This is a genomic window from Roseburia zhanii (assembly GCF_014287635.1).
GTDB classification, from domain to species: Bacteria; Bacillota; Clostridia; order Lachnospirales; family Lachnospiraceae; genus Roseburia_B; species Roseburia_B zhanii.
Map to the genome: position 1 here is coordinate 1 of NZ_JACOPH010000042.1, position 2,815 is coordinate 2,815.

At 39.3% G+C, this 2,815-nt stretch carries 3 protein-coding genes and 1 pseudogene; 3 read left to right on the forward strand and 1 reads right to left on the reverse strand.

From position 1 onward, the window contains the following. Positions 1-788 (forward strand): annotated as a pseudogene (locus H8S17_RS15810) (hypothetical protein); the annotation flags it as partial. Positions 789-1,177: 389 nt separating this feature from the next. Here H8S17_RS15810 and H8S17_RS15815 read toward each other — a convergent pair. Beyond that, positions 1,178-1,528 carry a helix-turn-helix domain-containing protein gene (locus H8S17_RS15815; protein WP_002593580.1) on the reverse strand — a complete coding sequence of 117 codons (351 nt, stop codon included), beginning with the start codon at positions 1,526-1,528 and terminating at the stop codon, positions 1,178-1,180. Positions 1,529-2,053: 525 nt separating this feature from the next. Here H8S17_RS15815 and H8S17_RS15820 point away from each other — a divergent pair. Then, entirely contained in the window at positions 2,054-2,494 is a 441-nt protein-coding gene (locus tag H8S17_RS15820) for a sigma-70 family RNA polymerase sigma factor (protein ID WP_006859230.1), read from the forward strand. After that, positions 2,478-2,726 carry a helix-turn-helix domain-containing protein gene (locus tag H8S17_RS15825; RefSeq protein ID WP_006859229.1) on the forward strand — a complete coding sequence of 83 codons (249 nt, stop codon included), beginning with the start codon at positions 2,478-2,480 and terminating at the stop codon, positions 2,724-2,726. Before H8S17_RS15820 ends, H8S17_RS15825 begins: the two co-directional genes overlap by 17 nt. Positions 2,727-2,815: the final 89 nt, after the last annotated feature.

Below are 2,815 nucleotides of genomic sequence, written 5' to 3' on the forward strand. Positions count from 1 at the left end.
GTCTGCCGGAAGAAAAACAATACAAAGGCGGGCGCACAGTGGATGAATTGTTGCAGGACATGGCAGAAGGAAAGACACTGGATGATGCGGAAACGGAGTATGTGAAGATTTTTGCAAACATGAAAGATTTTGAGAAAGCACAGCAGAAGGCGGAACTGAAAAATGATTTTTCCGAGGATTTTGTAAAGGATCTGGAAAGCAAAGGGATCTCCCGTGATGAGCTGGAGGGAATGCAGATAAAAATTGAAAGCAATGGGAATGTAACGGTGAGCGGCATTGAAGACAAAGAGGTCCGGGAGCAGGTTCAGAAACTGGTAGAGGAAAAGTACAGTGACCGGATGTATCAGTATTACACAGGAATTGCTGACAGTGTGGGAAATCTGACGTCCAATACCTGGCAGTATGCCACGGATGTGCAGGAAGTCAGGCGTTACTTAAAAGGAGTTACGGGAGAAGATATTTCTCTGGAGAACCTTTACCTGACACCAGACGGAAAGATTGGCGGGCTGCCGGAAAAAGCCGCTAATCTGATCAACAAAACAAAAGACAATGCCAAGATAGAGCGGATAAAGGATGCATTGATAAATATTATAGGACATAATAGGACAAGCGGTGATCTGGGGATTCCAGACTTTACTTCGGAGTTTCAATTCAGTAATGGTGCTTTTTCTGTGGCAGACAGTGGTTTTACGGTGGATATGGCGGCATTGGATAGAAGGCTGACGCCACAACCGCATGATAACATGTATTCGGATATGTATGAGTACAGTTTCAGGAAAGTATTATGATACAACATCAGAAGGAGGTAATTAAATGCGTATTGGTTCGGGAGGCTTTATATAATTTAGACCATCCACTGGAATATGTTCCTAAAAGCATAGAAGTTCAGAGGGCTTGTATGAAAGAGAGAGAATTCTATGTTGCGTTTCTGGAAAGATTAGAAAAGTTATAATTGACTGGAACAGAAACGGAAAATGACAACGATGAGACATATATAAAATTATTTAGGAGATAATATATGAGTGATAGTACCCTTCACATTGGAACTCTTGCTTCAAACAATGTAAATGATACAAGTAAAGATAAGATGACAGGGTGGAAGGCTATGGAGAGCTGACCGCCCTGTTTTTATCCAGAAAAATGCAGAAATAATCAAGAGAAAATCCAAATCTTTCTGCTATTCTGTTTCATGGGTCTTATATGTACGAAGATAGGCTTCTACCAGTGCAAGAATGGTGGTTATCTGATCGTTTGTACATTCTGAAAGATAAACCAACAGTCTTTGGTAATCCAGATTATCAGTTGGAGCTGCCGGATAAAAGAACGGATCAGCAGAGATGTGTAAAGCTCGAATGAGCTGACCGAGTTTTTCAAGGCTTGGAACATTACCATGATTTTCGATCTCTTTGATATATCTTGATGAAACACCGGATTTTTCGGATAATTCATCATAAGTCAGCTTTTGGTCTAATCTGGCTTTCTTCAGGCGAAAACCCATGTCTTTATCAATTTTCTTAGATTTAGCCATGTCATGCACCTCCGTATATAGTGTATAGTTCACCATTTAAAAAGAAAATGAACTAATAACGCACTATATCAGAGGGATATAATGCACTTGAATAAAATAAGTAACTTTGGATATTGCATATAAAAAAACGCAGTATTCAAAGGTTTTTTCTCATGTTTTTATCCTTTGAATGTGTTTGGGAGAGTTATGGATTCTGAACCGTTGAAAGGATATTTTTGTATTTGGGAAATATTATCCTGCCCATTGCGTGGAAGGACAGCTAAATAGGTCGCATTTTAAGTAATGCGGCAAATTCTACAATTGAAAGTGTATTATATACACTCGTAGAATGTGGAGAAAATTTAATATCAGCTATAAACGGTGTCCTGTGGGTATATGCCCATAAGGGCGTTTTTTATATACAGAAAAATTTTCCTAAAAATTTTTCAATCCACCCGAACATCTTCCCAGTTTCATTTGGGAGATACACCGGAAGGGAAAAAGGGCAAAAGCCTTGGCATTCGGAACGGGAGGAGGTGAACTCGTATGGGGCAACCTTCTTCTAAGGATGAAATGACTATCCGGCACCAGTTTGACCGGTTATGCCAGATGGCATTAAAAGGCGAAGCTGTAAATTATTACAAACACATGGACTATCGCAGGAAACACGAAGTTACATTCTCTGAACTGTCGGAAAAGGAGTTGAGCAAATTATTTACTATGGATGAGTATGGAACAGAATATCATCATTTTGAAGTGCATGGCTATGACATTGAAGTAAAAAATACCCTGATTGCTGAAGCTTTGAAGGAACTTACAGAAAGAAAAAGGAATGTTATTTTACTTTCATATTTTATGGAAATGAGCGATGCGGATATTGCAAGAGAAATGAATCTGGTTCGCAGTACCATTCATGAACACAGGACACGCTCACTTGAAATTTTGAAGAAGATCATGGAAGGAATAGCAGATGAAAAAGATGTATAAAAGCAGAAATGAGGAAAATTTGTTGCCTTTCCATATTATAAAGGCAGCATCAGAGGGCGATGTAAGTGCCATCAATACAGTGTTAAAACACTATGAGGGATACATAATCAAATTGTCTACCAGAAAGTTATATGACGAAAGCGGACAGGTGCATTACTGCATTGATGAAACTCTGCGTCGCAGATTAGAAACAAAGCTGATCACAAAGATATTGGCTTTTGAAGTTGCATAACAGGCGGTTAGCATTGTCCCTTTCCATTCGCTGATTGCTGCGTATGCACCCTGTACCTTGACAACTGAATATTTTTTGCATACAGGACG

Excerpts from the sequence above, each read along its gene's own strand:
- H8S17_RS15815 (WP_002593580.1), bottom strand. The coding sequence starts at position 1,528 with ATGGCTAAATCTAAGAAAATTGATAAAGACATGGGTTTTCGCCTGAAG.
- H8S17_RS15820 (WP_006859230.1), top strand. The coding sequence starts at position 2,054 with ATGGGGCAACCTTCTTCTAAGGATGAAATGACTATCCGGCACCAGTTT.
- H8S17_RS15825 (WP_006859229.1), top strand. The coding sequence starts at position 2,478 with ATGAAAAAGATGTATAAAAGCAGAAATGAGGAAAATTTGTTGCCTTTC.